The organism is Dechloromonas denitrificans (assembly GCF_020510685.1).
Taxonomy (GTDB): domain Bacteria; phylum Pseudomonadota; class Gammaproteobacteria; order Burkholderiales; family Rhodocyclaceae; genus Azonexus; species Azonexus denitrificans_A.
Map to the genome: position 1 here is coordinate 1,930,455 of NZ_CP075185.1, position 17,881 is coordinate 1,948,335.

17 protein-coding genes and 1 tRNA gene are annotated in these 17,881 nt (G+C 61.3%); 11 read left to right on the forward strand and 7 right to left on the reverse strand.

Annotation, left to right across the window (positions count from 1 at the left end):
• Window positions 1-41: 41 nt before the first annotated feature.
• The 6 genes from KI611_RS09330 (at window position 42) to KI611_RS09355 (ending at window position 5,342) form a co-directional block, all read left to right on the forward strand.
• On the forward strand, window positions 42-1,955 hold the full coding sequence (locus tag KI611_RS09330) for a DUF294 nucleotidyltransferase-like domain-containing protein (RefSeq protein WP_413464016.1): 1,914 nt from the start codon (window positions 42-44) through the stop codon (window positions 1,953-1,955).
• Between the two features lie 2 nt (window positions 1,956-1,957).
• Window positions 1,958-2,638 (forward strand): hypothetical protein, encoded by a 681-nt coding sequence (locus tag KI611_RS09335; RefSeq protein ID WP_226419545.1) that lies wholly within the window; start codon window positions 1,958-1,960, stop codon window positions 2,636-2,638.
• A gap of 9 nt (window positions 2,639-2,647) precedes the next feature.
• Window positions 2,648-4,687, forward strand: coding sequence for a sodium:solute symporter family protein (locus KI611_RS09340; protein ID WP_226419546.1), 2,040 nt, complete (start codon window positions 2,648-2,650; stop codon window positions 4,685-4,687).
• Window position 4,688: 1 nt separating this feature from the next.
• Window positions 4,689-4,937 (forward strand): DUF4212 domain-containing protein, encoded by a 249-nt coding sequence (locus tag KI611_RS09345; protein ID WP_226419547.1) that lies wholly within the window; start codon window positions 4,689-4,691, stop codon window positions 4,935-4,937.
• Window positions 4,938-4,946: 9 nt separating this feature from the next.
• Window positions 4,947-5,216, forward strand: coding sequence for a hypothetical protein (locus KI611_RS09350; protein ID WP_226419548.1), 270 nt, complete (start codon window positions 4,947-4,949; stop codon window positions 5,214-5,216).
• Window positions 5,217-5,251: 35 nt separating this feature from the next.
• Window positions 5,252-5,342: transfer RNA gene (locus KI611_RS09355), tRNA-Ser, on the forward strand.
• Window positions 5,343-5,488: 146 nt separating this feature from the next.
• On the opposite strand, the gene KI611_RS09360 is transcribed toward KI611_RS09355, so the two are convergent.
• Complete coding sequence (locus tag KI611_RS09360) at window positions 5,489-6,808, reverse strand: TIGR03790 family protein (protein WP_226419549.1); 1,320 nt, start codon at window positions 6,806-6,808, stop codon at window positions 5,489-5,491.
• A 145-nt stretch (window positions 6,809-6,953) separates the two neighbouring features.
• On the opposite strand from KI611_RS09360, the gene glmS reads away from it, so the two are divergent.
• The 3 genes from glmS to galU are packed head-to-tail and all read left to right on the forward strand — an operon-like array spanning window position 6,954 to window position 10,751.
• Window positions 6,954-8,789: a glutamine--fructose-6-phosphate transaminase (isomerizing) gene (glmS, locus tag KI611_RS09365; protein ID WP_226419550.1), complete on the forward strand. Its 1,836-nt coding sequence runs from the start codon at window positions 6,954-6,956 to the stop codon at window positions 8,787-8,789.
• Window positions 8,790-8,808: 19 nt separating this feature from the next.
• A complete protein-coding gene (galE, locus tag KI611_RS09370; RefSeq protein ID WP_226419551.1) occupies window positions 8,809-9,822 on the forward strand; it encodes a UDP-glucose 4-epimerase GalE in 1,014 nt (337 codons plus the stop codon).
• A 26-nt stretch (window positions 9,823-9,848) separates the two neighbouring features.
• The gene (galU, locus tag KI611_RS09375; protein WP_226419552.1) at window positions 9,849-10,751 is read left to right on the forward strand and encodes a UTP--glucose-1-phosphate uridylyltransferase GalU; all 903 of its coding nucleotides are present in this window, start codon (window positions 9,849-9,851) and stop codon (window positions 10,749-10,751) included.
• Here the strand turns inward: galU and KI611_RS09380 are convergent.
• The 3 genes from KI611_RS09380 to KI611_RS09390 all read right to left on the reverse strand — a co-directional run bounded on the left by KI611_RS09380 (window position 10,748) and on the right by KI611_RS09390 (window position 12,452).
• Window positions 10,748-11,491, reverse strand: coding sequence for a hypothetical protein (locus KI611_RS09380; RefSeq protein ID WP_226419553.1), 744 nt, complete (start codon window positions 11,489-11,491; stop codon window positions 10,748-10,750). The two genes, galU and KI611_RS09380, sit on opposite strands and share 4 nt — an antisense overlap.
• A gap of 61 nt (window positions 11,492-11,552) precedes the next feature.
• Window positions 11,553-11,828 (reverse strand): hypothetical protein, encoded by a 276-nt coding sequence (locus KI611_RS09385; RefSeq protein ID WP_226419554.1) that lies wholly within the window; start codon window positions 11,826-11,828, stop codon window positions 11,553-11,555.
• A 15-nt stretch (window positions 11,829-11,843) separates the two neighbouring features.
• Window positions 11,844-12,452: a DUF2076 domain-containing protein gene (locus tag KI611_RS09390; protein WP_226419555.1), complete on the reverse strand. Its 609-nt coding sequence runs from the start codon at window positions 12,450-12,452 to the stop codon at window positions 11,844-11,846.
• Between the two features lie 68 nt (window positions 12,453-12,520).
• Here KI611_RS09390 and KI611_RS09395 point away from each other — a divergent pair, with 68 nt between their 5' ends.
• Entirely contained in the window at window positions 12,521-13,699 is a 1,179-nt protein-coding gene (locus tag KI611_RS09395; RefSeq protein ID WP_226419556.1) for an AI-2E family transporter, read from the forward strand.
• A gap of 275 nt (window positions 13,700-13,974) precedes the next feature.
• A complete protein-coding gene (locus tag KI611_RS09400) occupies window positions 13,975-14,637 on the forward strand; it encodes a hypothetical protein (protein ID WP_226419557.1) in 663 nt (220 codons plus the stop codon).
• Window positions 14,638-14,703: 66 nt separating this feature from the next.
• Here KI611_RS09400 and KI611_RS09405 read toward each other — a convergent pair whose 3' ends face one another.
• The 3 genes from KI611_RS09405 to KI611_RS09415 all read right to left on the reverse strand — a co-directional run bounded on the left by KI611_RS09405 (window position 14,704) and on the right by KI611_RS09415 (window position 17,842).
• On the reverse strand, window positions 14,704-15,177 hold the full coding sequence (locus KI611_RS09405) for a PEP-CTERM sorting domain-containing protein (RefSeq protein WP_226419558.1): 474 nt from the start codon (window positions 15,175-15,177) through the stop codon (window positions 14,704-14,706).
• Window positions 15,178-15,280: 103 nt separating this feature from the next.
• A complete protein-coding gene (locus KI611_RS09410) occupies window positions 15,281-15,640 on the reverse strand; it encodes a hypothetical protein (protein WP_226419559.1) in 360 nt (119 codons plus the stop codon).
• Window positions 15,641-15,670: 30 nt separating this feature from the next.
• A complete protein-coding gene (locus tag KI611_RS09415; protein ID WP_226419560.1) occupies window positions 15,671-17,842 on the reverse strand; it encodes a putative bifunctional diguanylate cyclase/phosphodiesterase in 2,172 nt (723 codons plus the stop codon).
• Window positions 17,843-17,881 lie beyond the last annotated feature (39 nt).

Here is a 17,881-nt window from a genome sequence, read left to right on the forward strand (position 1 = left end):
AAAAACAGGAGTTTGCCGTCATTGCCGAGGTGGAAACGAGCCTGCGTCAGGAAGGGCGTCGGCGGGTCGCCGGCAATACCCTCACTTTTCTCAAAAAACATGCGCCGTTCGACAAGATGTCGGCCGACGCCCTGCAGCGCTTCGCCGAGCAGGCGCAGATCGCCTTCTACCCGGCGGGGAGCGAGATCGTCGGGGCGGCGTCCGGCAACGTCCGGTTCTTCTATCTGATCGAATCCGGCAAGGTGCAGGCCCGTCAGGCCGGCGAGGTCACCGTCACCGAATACTCCATCCTCAGCCTCGGTGCCGGGGAAAGCTTCCCGATCGGTGCCGTTACGGCGGGGCGGCCGTCGACCAACAACTATGTGGCGGTCGAGGACACCTTCTGCTACCAGCTGCCGGCCGAAGACTTCATGGCGCTGATGGTGAGCAGCCCCGAGTTCAACCTGTTCTGTACGCAATACATCGCCAGCCTGCTCGACCAGTCGCGCCGGCAGTTGCAGTTGCAATTTGCCCAGAAAGCCAGCGAACAGCAGACGCTGAACTCGCCACTGGCCGGCATCGGCTCCCGTTCGCCGGTGATCGTCGGGCCGGAGACCCCGCTGCGTGCCGCGCTGGAAATCATGTCGCAGGCCGGCATTGGTTCGCTGGTCGTCGCCGGCGAAGACCGGAAACCGGTCGGCGTGTTCACGCGCAGCGATTTGCTCGATCGCGTCGTTCTGGCCGACCGGCCGCTGACTGCACCAATCAGCGAGGCGATGTCGGCGGCTCGCTTGTGTCTGGACGAAAACGCCACGGCCTACGACGCGATGCTCGCCATGGCTTCGCAAGGCGTCCGTCACGTGCTGGTGACCGATGCCGAAGGCCGGTTGACCGGCGTCGTTTCCGAGCGGGATCTGTTCTCGCTGCAGCGTGTCGGTCTGCGCCAGATTCGCCAGTCGATCGATTCGGCACACGACGTCGAGGCGCTTCTGCAGTCGGCGGCCGATGTCCGTCAGCTGGCTTTCAACATGCTGGCGCAGGGGATCGGCGCCGAACAGTTGACCCAGTTCATCTCGGCGCTGAACGACGCATTGACCCGGCGGGTCATCCAGCTCAACCTGGAAAAGCATAATTTCGACGGCATCGAATGGGCCTGGCTGGCCTTCGGCTCGGAAGGGCGTGACGAGCAGACTTTCAGCACCGACCAGGATAACGGCATCGTCTTTGCCTGCCCCGACGGTGCGGCGGTCGACGCGCTTCGCCAGCGTTTCCTGACCTTCGCCCTCGACGTCAACAAGGATCTCGACCGCTGCGGTTTTCCGCTGTGCAAGGGCAACATCATGGCGAGCAATCCGCAATGGTGCCTGACGCTCGGCGAGTGGAAGACTCAGTTCAGCAAGTGGATCCGTATGCCGGAGCCGACGGCGCTACTCAACGCGACCATCTTCTTCGATTTTCGGCCCTTGTACGGCAAGCACGAGTTGGCCGACAACATGCGTCGTTTCCTGCTCGAGCAGGCGGCGGCCAGTCCGATCTTCCTGCAGTCGATGGCCAGGAATGCGCTCGATGTCGCACCGCCGCTGGGCAAGTTGCGCGATTTCCTGACCGATCTTGAACCGGATCATCCGGGCAAGATCGACCTCAAGAAATACGGCTCGCGGATCTTCGTCGATGTGGCCCGCATCTACGCGCTGGCCACCGGCGTGCACAACACCAACTCGGTGCAGCGCCTGCGTCTGGCTTCGCAGCGTCTGGCAGCGCGCGGCGAGGAAATCAATGCCGTGCTCGATGGGCTGAATTTCATCCAGCTGCTGCGTTTGCAGCATCAGTATCTGGAAGGGGAGCCGGGCAGCCAGGGTGACAATCTGATCGATCCGGACAAACTCAACGAACTGGATCGGCGCATTCTGAAGGAATCCTTCCGTCAGGCCCGCAAGATCCAGTCGCGGCTCAAACTCGACTATCAGGTGAACTGAGCATGTTCGGACTGAAAGGTTTGCTGTTCAAGAGCGACGCTCCCGCGCATCTGCCGGACGATGTGCGGGCCGCGCTCGATGCCTGGCGCAATACGCCGGCCCCGACGCTGGACGATTTCCATTTTCACACCCGTTACGTGATCGTCGATATCGCCAGCCGCGGAATGAATCCGGAGTCCGATCAGTTGCTGGAAATCGCGGCCAGCACGGTGCAGCGGTCTACCATCTTGCCGGCCGACGCATTGTTCATCGATCTCGAGACATCGGCCGACAACGATGCTCCCGCCGACGAGGCATCGCTCGACCGTCAGTTGATGGCCTTTCTGCAGTTTGCCGGCAAGGCACCGCTGGTGACCTATCACGTGTCGTATGTCGGCGGATTTCTGCAACGGGCTTTCAGGGAGCGCCTGGGGGTCGATTTCCAGCCGCAGTGGATCGATCTCGCCTGGCTGCTGCCGGCGATGTTCAGCGACAAGGGAAGCAGCGTGATGCCGCTTGATCACTGGATCGGCGTCTTCGGTCTCGATGCCGGCAGCGGCCGGCGCAGCGCGATGGAAAACACGCTGCTGCTCGCCCGGATTTTCCAGATGCTGCTGGTTCGCGCTTCCGCCAAGGAAATCGATACGGCGGCCCGGCTAATCGACGAGTCCCGGGCCAGCACTTTCCTGCGCCGTACCCATTAGTCGCGCCGAATGCTTCACTCCCTGACCAAGCTGCAGCGCTACTACCTTTACTACACCGGTAGTTTCCTGGCCTTCGTCCTCAGTCTGGCGGTTCTTGAAGACCATGGCATGCCGCCGCGCTGGATCGGCTACGCCTTCCTGTTCTTCACCATCTCGATGTACGCCGCGATCGGTATTGCCAGCCGGACTTCCGACGTCTCCGAGTATTACGTTGCCGGCCGCCGCGTACCGGCCTTCTTTAATGGCATGGCAACCGGCGCCGACTGGATGAGCGCCGCATCCTTCATGGGGCTGGCCGGCACGCTATACCTCTCCGGCTTTCAGGGGCTGGCCTATGTCATCGGCTGGACCGGCGGCTTCGTGCTGGTCGCGCTGTTGCTGGCGCCGTATCTGCGGCGTTTCGGTCAGTACACCATTCCCGACTTTCTCGGCGCCCGTTACGGTGGCACGGCAATCCGGCTGGTCGCCGTCGGTGCCGCCATCCTTGCCTCGTTCATCTATGTCGTGGCGCAGATTTACGGCGTCGGGGTCATCACCAGCCGCTTTGTCAGTCTGCAGTTCGAGATCGGCGTCTTCGTCGGGCTGGCCGGCATTCTCGTCTGTTCGTTCCTGGGCGGGATGCGGGCTGTCACGTGGACCCAGGTCGCCCAGTACGTGATCCTGATCGTTGCCTATGTGACGCCGGTCGCTATCCTTTCCTACAATGTGACCGGCATTCCGGTGCCGCAAGTCGTTTATGGCAAGGTCCTGCAGCAAGTGACACAGCTTGAGAACCGCTTGTTCGACACGCCGGCCGAAATCGAGGTGCGTACCCTGTACCACGCACGGGCCGACGACTATGCCCAGAAAATCATGCAACTCCCCGAGTCGCTGAGACTGGAGCGCGAGCAGTTGTCGACCCAGATCAACCAGTTGAAGGCCAGCGATAGCCAGATGCGGGATATCGTCGCCCTCGAGCGTCAGCGCCGGGAGTTGCCGCATGACCCGGATCAGGCCCGGCTGATCTGGGAAGCCGAAATGTTTTCGGCCATCGAGCGCAGCAAGCCGCCCATCCACCACGCCGAGGCCTTCCCGGCCGAAGACCCCGAGGAGCAGTTGGCGCAGCGTATCAATTTCCTTGCCCTGATCTTCTGTCTGACCGTCGGCACGGCTGCCTTGCCGCATGTGCTGATTCGTTACTACACGACGCCGACCGTCAGTCAGGCCCGGGAGTCCGTCTTCTGGTCGCTGCTGCTGATTCTGATTCTTTACATGACGGCACCGGCCTACGCCGTTTTTGCCAAATACGAAGTGCTGTCGAACCTCGCCGAGCTGCCCATCGCCAAGCTGCCGAGCTGGGTCGCGGCGTGGACCAAGGTTGGCCTGGTGACGATCGAGGACATCAATCGGGACGGCATCCTGCAACTCGCTGAGTTGTCGATGAACCCCGACGTGATCGTCCTCGCCACCCCGGAAATCGCCGGCATGCCCTACGTGGTCTCCGGCCTCGTCGCGGCGGGGGCGCTGGCGGCGGCATTGTCGACGGCCGACGGCCTGTTGCTGACGATCACCAGCGCGCTGTCCCATGACGTCTATTACCGGATACTTCGTCCCGATGCCTCGACCCAGCTTCGCCTCGTCATCTCGAAATCGATGCTGCTGGTCGTCGCCGTTCTGGCCGCCACGGTCGCGGCGGAAAAGCCCGGAACCATCCTGTCGATGGTCGCCTGGGCATTCTCGATTGCCGGTTCGGCCTTTTTTCCGGCGCTCGTTCTCGGGATATTCTGGGGCCGCGCAACCCGCACCGGGGCGCTCGCCGGCATGCTGACCGGGGTCATGCTGACAATTTATTACATCGTGCGGGTCGAGTTCGACGGCATCCCGTGGCTGGGGATCAGCGGCATCAAAATGGCGCCGTGGTTCCATGTCCAATCGTCGTCGGCCGGAGTCTTCGGCGTCTGTGTCGGCTTTGTCATCATTGTCATCGTCAGCCTGATGACCAAGCCCTACCCGGAAGCCGAGAACTTCCTGCATGGCATCCGGCGGAGCAAGCGCGGAGGCGGGGGCTAACATGGCCGACAGCGATACCTATTGGCGCAAGACACGCGCGTTAACCATCGTGCTGTTTCTTTTGTGGGTGGTTGTCACTTTCCTGGGCGGCTGGTTTGCCCGCGAACTGAACGAAATGGTCATCTTCGGCTTTCCTTTCGGTTTTTACATGGGGGCTCAGGGCCTTCTGTTCTTCTTTCTGGCGATCATCTGGTTCTACAACTACCGGATGCGCAAGCTGGATGCCGAGTTCAACATTGACGACGAGTAGCTGATCAGGATGTTGCTCTTCGTTATCGGTGCATTGCGGGCAATCGTTGAAATGCTCGGTCTCTGTCTGGTCGCCCAGGGGATGCTCTACATTCTGGCCGGTAGGGGAAGGGCGGCCAATCCGATCTACCAACTGTTTTCAATAATCACCGCGCCGCCGCGTCGCCTGGTCGCCTGGCTGCTGCCGCAGCGCGCAAGTGCAACGACCATCGGTATCGTCTGTTTTGCGCTTCTGCTGCTGTTTTGGCTCGGATTGGCTGTAATGCGAAAGTTTATTTGACCGTCTCCGCTCTTCTGCTACAATGCGCGCCTCCTGGAGAGGTGGATGAGTGGTTTAAGTCGCACGCCTGGAAAGCGTGTGTAGGGTAATCCCCTACCCCGGGTTCGAATCCCGGTCTCTCCGCCAGGCTTCCGCAAGGCCCGATTTCTTAATCTATTTAATAGGTTACGAAGTCGGGCTTTTTGCATTCAAGCCAAGTATTAAGTCGGTTGGTACCCCATGTCAGAGCCCTCTGCGGGGGATATCTTGCTACTTGGCCGGAGGATCATTCGTTATCGGGGTGTTCCATCACCGATGTCGGAAATCTGCAGGCGGTAAAACTGCGGGGACGCGTTGCCATCTTCCTCGGGAAGGCTAAAACGCAGCAGATTCCGGCCTCGGCCAATAGGCTGTGCCCGGCCGAATGACGTGAACGGCCCCATCATCGAGGTGGATTGCTCGATCCTGAGCAGCCTTTTGTGTGGCGAAAAAATGTCCAACGCAAAGTGATTCGGTCGAATCTCTCTGAGTCTCGGGGCGAACGGGCGGGCCAGCGGTTCGCCGATGAAGACACCTTCGCCAGGCCAGGCGACGCTTTTCCAATAGGCTTCGATGGCGCTGGCGCCGGTCGAGTAGTAGAACATGGCGATGGCCGGGAAGGGGAATTTCTGGACGTGGTTGCACGGTTCCATCACCGTTCCGTAGCTTGCCGTGGCGCCGGCTTCGAGCCAGCGCATGCTGCTCATCTGGCTCGAATCGGTCAGTTGTCCGCCGAATGAGGTGAGGTGGTCGGCCAGCGCGCCCGGCAGGAAGCCCAAGGTTTTCAGTTGTGGCACTTGCGGCAGGCCGGTGAAATAGAAGAGGACATCGGGGCGGTTCTCGATGGCCCCGGTTTGGAGGATTTCGATGGGGAACACATCTCTTAGCTCTCGTTCCGTTTTTTCAAAATAGGCGGCGCGCACGCTGCGGGTTTTATCCGGGGTGTTGAGCAAGTAGGCGCGTCCGGCTGGAAATTGGCGATCGGCCGAGATGCCGCGGTCGATTAACGCCTTGACCTGTTCAAAGCTGCGGCCGGCGAGCATCATCGATGGCCGCAGCCGGTGGTCGCTGGCCGGGTAGAGGCTGGGGGAGTTGAAATAACTGCTGGCGGCAGTCGGGCCGCATTTCGACGAGCAGTATTCTTCGTTGAAGCCAAAGGCCAGCGCCGAGGTGAGTGACATGCATCCGACCCGATAAGGCGCTGTCCAGGCGACCGCGTAGGCTTGAATATGGGCTGGGGTGGCGAGATCAATCGCTGTTTTCAGTTGGGTGAATTCATCCTTGCCCAAGGCGCTGCGTCCCGGTGGAAAATGTATGTGAATCAGATTGCTTGCCGGAATGCTGCGGGCTTTTTGATAGTACTCGCCGACCTGGCGGGAGAGCGGGTCATCGTCATTGATGATGACGGCGAGTTCGTCCGGCGTCAGACCGGTGCGTGGCAGCAGAATCCGGGCACTGGCCAGGGCTGGTGTTGCCGCTACAAGATAGATGGCGAGCAGCAGTGCGCCGAACCGGGCAAAAAATCGATGATCAAATTTCACGCCAATCCCTTTTTGTGCCGTAGCCAGTTTCAACGCCGCGCATCATAGCGTTTCTTTTTGTGCATCCGGATTTTCATCAGATTTCAATATTTGTTGTGAATACTCGCCGGGAAGCAATTAGGAGCTTCGTCGGGGCGTACCCGGCGAACCGTTTTTCCGCTGGGCAGGAGAAGAATCAATGTGTGGCATTGTTGCTGCGGCCGCTGGTCGCGACATCGTTCCGGTCTTGCTCGAGGGCTTGCGCAAGCTGGAGTATCGCGGCTATGACTCGGCCGGTCTGGCGGTCATCAACGGGGGGCTGCATCGTTTGCGCTCGACCGGCCGGGTGGTCGATCTCGCGGCCCAGGCGAAACGCGAGCAGGTCAGCGGTCTGAGCGGCATCGCCCATACGCGCTGGGCAACGCACGGCGTGCCGAACGAGCGCAATGCGCATCCGCATGTCTCGGGCGGGCTGGCCGTGGTGCACAACGGCATCATCGAGAATTTCGAGGCGCTGCGCCGCGAATTGGAAGGGCAGGGCTATCGCTTCGAGTCGGATACCGATACCGAGGTCATCGCCCACCTGATCCAGGACAGGCTGCGCCAGGACGGCGAGCTGTTGACGGCGGTTCGTTCGGCGATGCAGCGACTGATCGGCGCCTATGCCATCGCCGTCATCCGCCTCGATGATCCGCGGCACGTCGTCGTGGCGCGCCGTGGCTCACCGCTGCTGCTCGGCCTCGGCCAGGGCGATACGGCGGGCTGCTACGCGGCGTCCGATGCTTCGGCCTTGCTGCAGGTGACGCGCCAGGTGATTTATCTGGAAAACGGCGATCTCGCCGAGTTGAGCGCCGACAGCTATCGCATTTTCGCGGCCGACGGCAGCCTTGCCGAGCGTCCGGTGGTTACCTCGCAACTCTCGGCCGATGCGGTGGAGCTGGGCCGCTATCGCCATTACATGCAGAAGGAAATTTTCGAGCAGCCGGAAGCGCTGGCTAACACGCTGGAACTGTTGGGCGCCACGCACTCGGTGCAGGCCGGCATTTTCGGGGCCGGGGCCGAGGCCCTGCTGGCCCACGCCGACTCGGTGCTGATCCTGGCCTGCGGCACGTCGAGCTATGCCGGCATGGTCGCCCGTTACTGGCTCGAATCGCTCGCCGGTCTGCCGTGCACCGTCGAGGTGGCGAGCGAATACCGTTATCGCCAGTCGGTGGCCAATCCGCGCCAGCTGGTCGTGGTCATCTCGCAATCCGGCGAAACGGCCGATACGCTGGCCGCCTTGCACCACGCCCAGGCGCTTGGCCATCCGCTGACCCTGGCCATTTGCAACGTGCCGGAAAGCGCCATCGTCCGCGCAACGGCGCTGCGCTTCGTGACGCGGGCCGGACCGGAGATCGGCGTCGCCTCGACCAAGGCCTTTACGACCCAGCTCGCCGCCTTGTTCCTGCTGGCCGTGCTGCTCGCCAAGCTGCGTGGCCGCCTGTCGGCCTGCGATGAGGCGGTCGAACTCGAAGCGCTGCGCCATCTGCCGGTAGCGGTGGGCCGGGTGCTGGCGCTTGAGGAAGAAATCAAGGGCTGGGCTGAAGCCTTCGCCGACAAACACCATGCGCTGTTTCTCGGGCGCGGCAGCCATTACCCGATCGCCCTCGAAGGGGCGCTCAAGCTGAAGGAAATCACCTATATCCACGCCGAGGCCTATCCGGCCGGCGAGTTGAAGCACGGGCCGCTGGCGCTGGTCGATGGCGACATGCCGGTGGTCGCCGTGGCGCCGAATAACAAGCTGCTGGAAAAACTGAAATCGAATCTGCAGGAGGTGCGGGCGCGCGGCGGCGAGCTGTATGTGTTCGCCGACGCCGATAGCGCCATCGGCGAATCGGAAGGCGTGCATGTGATCCGCCTGCCCGAGCATTACGGCCGATTGTCGCCGTTACTGCATGTGATTCCGCTGCAACTGCTGGCTTATCACGTTGCCCTGGTGCGCGGCACCGATGTCGACAAGCCGCGCAATCTCGCCAAGTCCGTTACCGTCGAATGAATGAAAGAAGGATATCTGTATGAAGCTGCTGATCACTGGTGGCGCCGGTTATATCGGCAGCCACGCTTGTGTCGAGTGCATGGCGGCCGGCTACGAGCCGGTTGTCGTCGATAATTTTTCCAACAGCCATCCGGAGGCGCTGCGCCGTGTCGCCGAACTGGTCGGCCGCCCGGTCGTACTGGTCGAGGGCGATGTGCGCGACCGCGCCTTGCTGCGCAGCGTCTTCACCGCCCACGAGATCGGCGCGGTGGTCCATTTCGCCGGGCTGAAAGCGGTCGGCGAGTCAGTCGCCAAACCGCTCGATTATTACGACAACAACGTCTCCGGCAGTCTGGTGCTGTTCGAAACCATGGCCGAGTTCGGCGTCAAGTCGCTGGTCTTCAGTTCGTCGGCAACGGTCTATGGCGATCCGCATACCGTTCCGATCGGTGAGGATTTTCCGCTTTCGGCGACCAATCCCTATGGCCGCAGCAAGCTGATGATCGAAGAGATCCTGCGCGATCTGAGCGCTGCCGATCCGGCCTGGCGGATCATCACGCTGCGCTACTTCAATCCGGTCGGCGCCCATGCCAGCGGGCGTATCGGTGAAGACCCCGAAGGCATCCCGAACAATCTGCTGCCCTATGTCAGTCAGGTTGCGGTGGGCCGCCTGCCCGAACTGCGCATTTTCGGCAACGACTACCCGACGCCGGACGGGACCGGGGTCCGCGACTACATCCATGTCGTCGATCTGGCGCAGGCCCATGTCGCGGCGCTGAACGCGCTGCCGTCGCGGGCCGGGCTGCTCGCCGTCAATATCGGGACGGGGCAGGGCTACAGCGTGCTCGACATGGTTTCCGCCTTCGCCCGGGCGAGCGGCCAGGCCGTGCCCTATCGCATCGACGGGCGCCGGCCCGGCGATATTGCTGCCTGCTATGCCGACCCCTCGCTTGCCGCAGCCAGTCTGGGCTGGCAAGCGACGCGCGATATCGCGACGATGTGCCGCGATGCCTGGAACTGGCAGCAGAACAACCCGCGTGGTTACAAGTCCTGATCGTTCAACCAGATACCGGAAATATCATGAAAAAAATCACCAAGGCAGTCTTCCCCGTGGCCGGCATGGGCACCCGTTTTCTGCCGGCGACCAAGGCCAGCCCGAAGGAAATGCTGCCGATTGTCGACAAGCCGCTGATCCAGTACGCCGTGGAAGAAGCCGCTGCGGCCGGCATCACTGACATGATCTTCGTTACCGGCCGGAGCAAGCGGGCGATTGAAGACCATTTCGACAAGGCTTACGAGCTGGAAAGCGAACTGGCCTTGAAGCAGAAGACCGCGATGCTGGAATTCGTCCGCAACCTGCTGCCGAAGAACATCAACTGCATCTATATCCGCCAGCCCGAAGCGCTCGGCCTCGGCCATGCCGTGCTGTGCGCCAAGCCGGTGATCGGCAACGAGCCGTTTGCCGTGCTGCTGGCCGACGACCTGCTCGACGGCGAAGTGCCGGTGATGAAGCAGATGACCGATACCTACGACTATTACCGCTGCTCGGTACTCGGCGTTCAGGACGTGCCGCGCGCCGAGACCAAGAGCTACGGCATCGTCGCCGCCAGCCCGGTGGCCGAGCGCCTGGAAAGCATCCGCGCCATCGTCGAGAAACCGAAGCCCGAAGACGCGCCATCGACGCTGGCGGTGGTCGGCCGCTACATCCTGACGCCGCGCATCTTCCACCATCTGGAAAACGTCACTCCGGGCAGCGGCGGCGAGATCCAGCTTACCGACGGCATCGCCGCGCTGCTTGGCGAAGAGCAGGTGTTGGCCTATCGCTATGCCGGAACCCGCTACGACTGCGGTTCCAAGCTCGGCTATCTGAAAGCGACCGTCGTTTTCGGCCGGCGGCATCCCGAGGTCGGCGCGGGGTTTTCCGAATATCTGGATTCGTTCCATCCGGCGTTGCCGGTCGGGTTAGCTGAAATCAAGGATTAGAAGCGCAAGCCGAGCGACAGCCGGGTTTGGTCGTCGGCGGTGAAATTGACTTTTCGATCACGGGCCAGACGCACAAAAACCGATTGATAGTCGTAAGTCACCGAAATGGCCTTGCCCGAGACGCTATCGTCTTCCGCGCTTGCCCGGCCGTGCTTGCTCGACAGATCAAGTGTCAGCCGCTGGTGTTCGGCCGGCAGGTAGCGCCAGACGGCATGCGTCACCATCTGGCCGGTATGCAGCCGATTGTCCTTGACGGTGAATAGGGACAGCGTGCTCTTGGGCAACAATCGGGTACCCAGGCCGTAGGTAATCGAATCGTTCGGGTCGAAATTCAGGTTGTAATAATCCTTGGCATTCGTTCTGCCGAAACCGACAAGGGCAAATATCGCCTGACCGACTTCGGCATTCAGCGAGCCGCCGGCAAACCCGTGGCTGGCCAATTGCAGGGACGGCACGATCTTCCCGAATGGCGTCTCGGCGGTGAACTCATAGCCGGTTCGCGTTTGCTCGAACTCGTTGCCGCGCCGGTAGTAGCCCAGCCAAACCGCGTGCGGACCGGAGTCAGCCCGCAGGTTGAGGTCGCTCGCTCCGGTCTGATGGGCCGTCGCATAGTAGGAGGGCGTCAGTTTGAAATCCCACGCCGCATCGCCGACATCCTCGGCTGCGCCGGGGCGTGCCGGATCGGCCAGCGCCAGCACGGCGGGGGCGAGTAAAAGCCAAAAGAACAGGATTCGCTTCATTGCGTCAGGGCGCTCGACGGCACGGCGGGGAAAACGACAAGTGCTTTCGGCTGGCCAGCTGTCAGTGTCGTGTCCGATGCTCCTCGGTCTGGCCACAGCCCGGGTCAGCCATGACCGGCCCGGCCACGAAGGCGCCCAAACCAACGGCGAGCAGAATTGACCGGAGCGTTTTGCGGTATGAATTCGTGCTCGTCTTGTCCGGCTTGGCTGTCGTGTTTGAAACGATGCTCCGATGTCTGGCCGCATCAGGATCGTCGTCGAGCGCCAGATAGGCCCGCGAGGTGGCGAGGAAGGCCTGGATGATTGCGGCCTGCGGGGGATTTTCAGTTTGAGTCATCGGGGGCTCCCAAGATTAAATCCAGTCGGTGTCTCCGTCGCTGACATCTAGCGCGCTCAGGTCGTCGAGCGAAGAACTGCCGGTATCCATGAAATTGTTGGCTGTCGTGTTTTCAGCCGGCACCTTCGGCGTCAGATTGCCGGTATCCGAAAGAGGGCTGGCGTGGTTGTTGTGGCTGCCCATCAGGTGCTCGATCCCCTGGAACAGAAAGGAACCGGCGACTACGCCGGCTGCGGTGGAGGCCACTGTGCCGAGCAGTCCGGAACCCCACGACGAAGCGGCCGGGGAGGGTGCCGGGCCGGGCGCGGCGGGGGCGTATGGGGCTGCCGTCTGGGCGGCCGGACGTTGCGCCGCCGAGTTGCCCCAGGCGCCATTGGCATCAAGAAAACTGCCGGACGGTTCGCGATGGCTGTCCTGTGCCTTCAGTTTTGCCAGCTCGGTTTGGGCGGCTTGCAGTGCCTGATCGAGCAGCAGGCAGCGCTGGACCAGAAGGTAGTGCGCATCGGGCTGATTTCGGCAGGCTTCCAGGATGATTCGTTCGGCCTCGGCATCCTTGCTGCCGATCTGGGCCTGAACCAGTTGTTGCAGAAAACTGTTGAGCTGTTGTTGTTCGTTAGTGTTCAAGGCGGACCTCCGTGGGGAAAAACCGGAGCCTATATTGGCGCCAACAAGTGGCGAAGTACGTATGACCATTGAAACGCTTTGTATCTGAATGTTGCGGCAAAATCGGCGCGCCGGATATCTCTTTGGAATTGCCGGCGGTGGTCGTTTTGTCGCTGATTTTTCGGCCGGGTTACAGGCTGCTACAGCGCAGACGGTTTGCCGCGATAAGCTGGGCGGGTTGGGTCACTATCGAGCTTCCATCCATGAAATCCGTTCCTGTACAAATTTTCAGCTACGCCGTTGCGGTGGCGCTGCTGGTCGCCAGTATTCATCTGAATCTGGTTTCGGCGCTGTTTGCCGGCATGCTGGTCTTTACGCTCATCGACAAACTCTCGCCCTTGCTCTCCCGACTGTTTGCCGGGCAGGCGGCGCAGATTGCGGCGACCGCCATTGTTGCCGCAATCGCCGTGACCGCCGTCAGCGTCGGCGCATTTGCCTTGCTGTTCCATCTGAAGAACGGCGAATCGACCGGGGTGCCGCAGTTGTGGATCAAGCTGGCGGAAATCATCGAAGGCGCCAACACGATATTGCCGCTCTGGGTGGTCGAGCGCCTGCCCGGATCGGCCGATGACTGGAAAACGATAGTCGTTTCCTGGCTGCACACCCATAGCGCCGAGATTCAGGGCGCCGGCAAGGAAATCGGCGTGGCTTTCGTGCATGTCCTGATCGGAGGCATTCTCGGCGCCATGATCGCCGTTGGCAGCACTTGCGCAAAGCCGGACCGCAAACCGCTGGCCGCCGCGCTGCATGAGCGGGTCGGCATTTTTTACAACGCCTTCCAGCGGGTGGTGATCGGGCAGGGCAAGATTTCGCTGATCAATACCAGCATTACCGCCGTCTATCTGGCGATCGTTCTGCCGGCGGCCGGCATTCACCTGCCCTTCATCAAGACCATTCTGGTCATCACGCTGATCGTCGGGATTCTGCCGGTGGTCGGAAACCTGATTTCGAACACCGTGATCGTCGTGGTCAGCGCATCCTTTTCGTTCAATGCCGCCTTGGCTTCGCTGGCCTTTCTGGTGGCGCTGCACAAGGGCGAGTACTTTCTCTCGGCGAAGATTCTTGGCCAGCAGATCAATGCCCGAGCCTGGGAAATGCTCCTTGCCATGCTGTTGATGGAGGCTGCTTTTGGCGTGCCGGGGATTGCTGTGGCGCCGGTGTTCTACGCCTATGTCAAAGCCGAGTTGATGCGGCTTGAATTGATTTAGCCGGCGATTCCTGCTCCGGGCTAATAATCGCCAAGCAACCAGGCCATCGCCCAGCTATTTTCAAAAAAGTCGTCGATTATTTTTTCCAGGTCGATCAGCTTCATGATGGGTTGATCCTTGATCCGGTTGATGACGGGAACGATATCAAGGGATTGTTAAGCTGCTCTTTCAACTTGATTACCGAATGGTTGAACGGTTTTTGATCTGCGGTGCTGGAAAATCGGTATAAACAATATATACTGTTTGTACCGTTTTAATCATTTGAGGAGTGGGTCATGAGCAAAGCAGCTGGCGTGGCAGTACAGAAAGTCGTGGCGGAAGTCGCCCCCGTCGCAGAAACTCCGGTCAAGGCTGTGCCAGCCAAACCGGTAGTCGAAGCCGCTGCGGCGAAGCTTCCCGCCGCGCAGGCCGTGGTCAAGAAGGCTGTGGCAAATAAAGTGGTGGCCAAGAAAGCGGCGCCGGCCAAGCCAGTCGCCAAGGCAGCTGCGACGCTCCCGGCTCCGGCCGCCAAGCCGGCGAGCAAGCCGATTGCCAAGCCAGTTGCCAAGCCGGTTGCCAAGCCGGTTGCCAAGCCGGTTGCCAAGCCGGTTGCCAAGCCGGTTGCCAAGCCGGTCAGCAAGGCGAAAGCCAAGCCGGCTGCGAAGAGCGTTGCGGCCAGCGCCGAACCGGTCGTCCCGGCTAAATCGGGCAAGGAAGTCAAGGCCAAGAAAGTCGCCGTGAAGAAGCCAAAGCTGGTGCGGGACAGTTTCACCTTCCCCGAAAACGATTACGCGCAGCTTGCCGCGCTCAAGCAACGGGCCCTGAGTGCCGGGCACGAGATCAAGAAGAGTGAATTGCTGCGCGCCGGTCTGGCTGCCCTGGTGGCGATGTCCGATGCGTCGCTGCTCAAGGCATTGACCGCCGTCGAGCGGATCAAGACCGGGCGCCCGTCGAAATAAGACGCGGCGCCTTGTCGGCGCCGATGGTCAGGAAGCCCCCAGTTTTGGATGGGGGCTTTTTTTCGTTCAACGGGCGTTGCGGCGACGGGCGATGAAGCCCATCAGGGCAAGGCCGGCGAGCAGCATGGCGTAGTTCTTCGGCTCGGGAACGGCGGCCATCCGTAGGGCGGCCAATCCGCTATCCGGCTGCACAATGCTGATGCTTGGCGAGTTGCCGATGTCGAAAGGAATGAAGTTTATGGTGCCGCCGCCTTCGGTGGTTGTTGATTGTGGCGGGCGGACCGGTGTTGCGGCCGACAAGGGGGATTCGATAACGAGTGGCGCAGTAGATCCGACAATCAGCAATGATCCCCCCTCGCTGAGACTGATATTTCCGGCGACAAGCTCGATTTTTCCACTCAGCTCTCTGCTGCGACTTGCCGCCAGATCCAGGGGGCGGTCGGCGCCGAGTTGGATATTTCCTCCGGCGGCCAGCGATATATCAGCCTGGGCCTGGCCGGCGAGCAACAGGATGGCGATAGCGAAGAAGGATAGGCGCATGTTGTTCTTCCGGTGAGTTTGGCAGGCCTGCCGATGGTTAATTATGGCAATCGAATATTTCGTGCCGGTGAAGGCCGCTTGGCTCCAATATGGGCCGATCGGACTATTCGCCGGCGGCTGGCCGGCTGTCCGGCAAGCCATGGCGCAGCGCCGTGGGCAGCGCGTCGGGCCGGTAGTAGCGGGCGAGCGTTTCGCTGTGCTCCAGCCACAGGCGGCGTAGGCCTGCGAAGCCGAGGTCTTCGCTGCTGCAGGTTTCCAGCCGGAACAGCAGGATCAGCATGGCGCGCAGTTCCTGGCCGGTTTCTGCTGCGTCACCTGGCGCCTGGGCGCCGTCGAGAAAGCGGCGGACCGCCGACTTGTCGCTCAAGTCGAGGCCGCATGGCGGGGCGAGGCGTGCGATCAGTCGGCGCAAGGCCTGGAGGTCTTCCGGGTTGTGTTCCGGTCCGAAGCTGGAGAGGCTCATATTCACCCTTTCGCTAGATGGCGCCCGCCCTCAGAAGACTGGGCTGGCAGTGAGAAATTCTTCCAGGCGGCCAACCGGCAGCGGATGGCTGAAGTGGTAGCCCTGCATCTGGTCGCAGCCGAGGTCGGCCAGCGCCTTGAGCTGGGCCGGGGTCTCGACCCCTTCGGCGAGGACGCCGAGATCGAAGCTTTGAGCGAGGCCCATGATGGCGTGCACAATCGCCCCGGAACCATGTGCCGAGCTGAGATCGCGGACGAAGGACTGATCCACCTTGATGCTGTTCACCGAAAAGCGGCGCAAGTAATTGAGCGAAGAATAGCGGGTACCGAAATCGTCGATCGAGATCCGGATACCGGCCCGGCGTAACTGGCGCACTTTGGCAATCACCGTTTCGGCATCCTTCATCAGCAGGCTCTCGGTGATTTCGATTTCCAGCGATTCCGGCGGCAAGCCATGTTCGCCCATCGGGCCGGTAATCCGCTTGAACAAGTCGCTGCGCTCGAACTCGCGGGGTGACAAATTGATGCCCAGTTTCAGATCGGTAAAGCCCTGGCGTTGCAACTTCGCCAACTGCGCGCAACCGGTCTGCAGTACCCAGTCGCTGATCGCCACGATCATGCCGGTTTCCTCGGCCAGCGGGATGAACGAATCCGGACTGATCAATCCCTGGGTCGGATGATTCCAGCGGATCAGCGCCTCGAGCCCGACCACCCGGCGCCGCGACAGACTGATCTGCGGCTGGTAATGCAGCTCGAACTGATCGCCCTGCTTGATGGCCAGACGCAGATCGTTTTCCAGCGACAGCCGTTCGACATGCGTCGTGTTCATCGCCGGATTGAATTCGAGGTAACCGTTCTTGCCCTGTGCCTTGGTCTGGTACATCGCAATGTCGGCATTGCGAATCAGCTCCTCCGGCGTCACCCCGTCTTCCGGGAACATCGCAATGCCGATGCTGACCGTGGCGGTGAAATCCTGGTCGGCGACGGTGAACGGCTGTTTCAGCGCATTGAGCATCTTGCGCGCAATCAGGCTGGCATCGTCATGACCGCCAATGTCGGGCAGCAGCACGGTGAATTCATCGCCGCCCTGGCGGGCCAGGGTGTCGCCGGAACGCAGGCAGTTGCGGGTGCGCAGCGCGAAATCCTTCAATAATTTGTCACCTGCGGGATGGCCGTAGGTGTCGTTGATCAGCTTGAAACGATCGATATCGAGGAACATCACCCCGACCCGCTGATGGCGCCTTTTGGCCTGGGTCAGTGCCAGTTCCAGCCGGTCGGTGAACAGCGTGCGGTTGGGCAGACCGGTGAGCAGATCATGGAAGGCCTGGAAAGCGATGGTCTCCTCGATCCGCTTGCGTTCGGTGATGTCGCGCGCCACGCCGGAGGTGCCCATATAGAACGCCGGCGACGCCGATTTTTCGGGGGCATAGACGCCTTGCGAGCTGAGGATCACGACGACCAGCCGCGGCTCGCCTGAGTGGGCGTCGGTCGGTTTTGCCTTGAGCCGGACTTCGAAGTTTTTGGTCGCGCGTTCGCTGATGCGCCGTTCGTTGAAGGCGTAGCGGGCTTGCTCGATATCGCCCTCATGGACGATGACCGAATAGTGCCGGCCGAGCAGTTCCTCGCGACGATAGCCGAGCAGCGTCTCGACCCGCTGGTTGAGAAAAATGAAATGGCCGGTCTCGTCGAGGGAGTAGATCAGATCGGGCGACTGTTCGACCAGGAAACGGTGCAGGCTCTCGGACTGCTCCAGTTGGCCGGCCATCGCCGCGTGCTCCTGTTCCATCCGGCGTCGGCGCAAGGCGCGGTCGACGCTTTCGATCAGCTCACTGGGGGCGCTGTGTTTGCGGACGAATTCGAAGGCGCCCTGGCGCAGGGCGTGGATCGCTGAGTCGATGGCGCGATCGGCGCTGAAAACGATAACGGCGGTCGAAATGAAATTCCTTGCCATCCACTCCATGATTTGACTGCCGCCGATGTCGGGCAATTTGAGGTCGAGGACGACGACATCGATGTCGGCACCGGCCAGCCGCTGGATGGCTTCGGCGCCGGTGCCGCATTCCTCGATCGTCCGGCCGGCCCCGGCCAGCAGTTCGCGATAGGCGTTACGGAAACGGGGTTCGTCATCGACGATCAGGATGCGCTGGCCGGCAAAAGTCTTCGGAATGCGCATCAAGGCATTGATGCTGGCAGCCACATTCATTTTTTGTGCATTCCGGAAAGCAGTCTCAAGGTGTTATCG